The organism is Streptomyces sp. NPDC002825 (genome assembly GCF_040295385.1).
Classification (GTDB): domain Bacteria; phylum Actinomycetota; class Actinomycetes; order Streptomycetales; family Streptomycetaceae; genus Streptomyces.
Genome location: NZ_JBEOVH010000076.1, coordinates 1 through 1,788, shown reverse-complemented (window position 1 = coordinate 1,788; position 1,788 = coordinate 1). Strand labels below are relative to the sequence as shown.

The 1,788-nt window shown below is 67.7% G+C and carries 2 protein-coding genes; one reads left to right on the top strand and one right to left on the bottom strand.

Features of this window, described 5'->3' with window-relative positions; genetic code table 11:
• Nucleotides 1–102 precede the first annotated feature (102 nt).
• Entirely contained in the window at nucleotides 103–573 is a 471-nt protein-coding gene (locus ABT041_RS38925) for a GNAT family N-acetyltransferase (protein WP_351193887.1), read from the top strand.
• Nucleotides 574–579: 6 nt separating this feature from the next.
• Here ABT041_RS38925 and ABT041_RS38920 read toward each other — a convergent pair whose 3' ends face one another.
• Complete coding sequence (locus ABT041_RS38920; RefSeq protein ID WP_351193885.1) at nucleotides 580–1,701, bottom strand: IS630 family transposase; 1,122 nt, start codon at nucleotides 1,699–1,701, stop codon at nucleotides 580–582.
• Nucleotides 1,702–1,788 lie beyond the last annotated feature (87 nt).

Below are 1,788 nucleotides of genomic sequence, written 5' to 3'. Positions count from 1 at the left end.
GCTAGTGCTCTGACCGCATAGGTTCACCGGGTTCCGTTCTGGTTCGAGCGTTGCGGAGAAGTCGGATGCAGCCGCATCGTGTGTCTGCGAGCATGCGTCGTTGTGGAGATCAACAACTCTGTCGTCCGACGCGCGGTCGCCTCCGACGCTGCTGCGGTGGCCGATGTGTGGCTGCGTTCTTTCGCGGCGGCGCTTCCGGGCGTGCGCCGGGCGCATACGGACGACGAGGTCCGGTCCTGGTTCCGGGAGGTGGTCGTGCCGGGGCAGGAGACGTGGGTGGCGACGGTCGATGGCTCCGTGGTCGGGATGATGGTGCTGGACGGCGAAGACCTGGATCAGCTCTATCTCGATCCGGCCTGGCAGGGCCAGGGCATTGGCAGCCAGCTCGTGCATCTGGCGAAGGAGCGTCGCCCGGCCGGGTTGGCACTGTGGACATTCCAGGTCAACGCGTCGGCACGTCGCTTCTATGAGCGCCATGGTTTCATCGCTGCCGAGTCCACCGATGGGCACCGCAATGAGGAGCGCGAGCCGGACATCCGATACGTATGGAGCCCTGGGGAACAAGAGCCCTGAGGATCCTCACGCCGCCGGGGCGAGTTGTCGTCCACCCCAGCGGATGCCTCTCTCGCTGCGGATCCGGGCGCGTTCCTTGCGTTCGGCGGCCAGGACGTCGCGGTGGCGGTGGTTGGCGTTGCGCCAGCGGAGGTAGGCGTGCAGGGCCCGGGTCTGCACGGTGTGGTTGGGGTGGTTGGAGTTGGCGATGGTGAACTGCCTCAGCGGTCCGAAGTGTGCCTCGATCGGGTTCGCCCAGGACGCGTAGGTCGGGGTGAAGCACAACTCGACCTTGTTCTTCTTCGCCCAGCGGCGGATGTCGGCGCCCTTGTGGGCGGACAAGTTGTCCATGATCACGTAGATCGGGGCGCCGTCGGGCCGGGCGGCGCGGATCGACTTCAGCGCGGCCAGCGTGTTCGCGGCACCTTTCCTGCGTCGGTTGACGCCCCACAGGCGGTCGTCGCCGACCGAGTAGCAGCCGTGGAAGTAGCGCACCCCGTGGGTGCGGTGGTAGGTGGCCGGCAGCCGGTCAGGACGTTTGCGTTCGGCCCAGCCGGCGCCTGCGGTGGGCCGGATCCCGAGCGGGCCGAACTCGTCGAAGGCGAAGACCCGGTCGGGGAAGCGGTCAAGGACCTCCTCGATCCGGTCCAGCTTCACCTCGCGGTCTGGGTCGGGGGACTCCTTCCAGGTCTTGGTGCGCTGGAAGGTGACACCGCGGCGGGCCAGCAGGCCGCGTAACGCCTCACGGCCGATGCGGATCACCCGGCCATGGACTTTGCGCAGGTAGGCGACGAGTTTGCGCAGCGACCAGCGGGTGAAAGGCTGACCGAGCTTGGTCGGACGGGTGGTGGCCGTCTGGACGACGAAGTCCTCGTCGTCAGGACTGAGCAGGCGGGGACAGCCTCCCGCCCACCGAGGGTCCAGGCAGGCCAGGCCGATCTCGTTGAACCGGTGGATCACATCCCGCACGGTGTCCTCGTCGGCCTGCACCAGCTTCGCGATCACCGGGACCCGGTTCCCGCCGGCCGAGGCCAGCAACATCATCGCGCGCCGGTAGCGCACCGAACTGGTGCTGCCACGGCGCACGATCTGCTGCAGCTTCTGCCCCTCCTGGTCGGTCAGTCTGCGTACGCGGACAGGCTCGGCCACCGCACCTCCAGCAGTCGGATCGGACGTCACCGCACATCCAACCGCCACGACCACCAACCCGGCGAACCTATGCGGTCAGAGCACTAG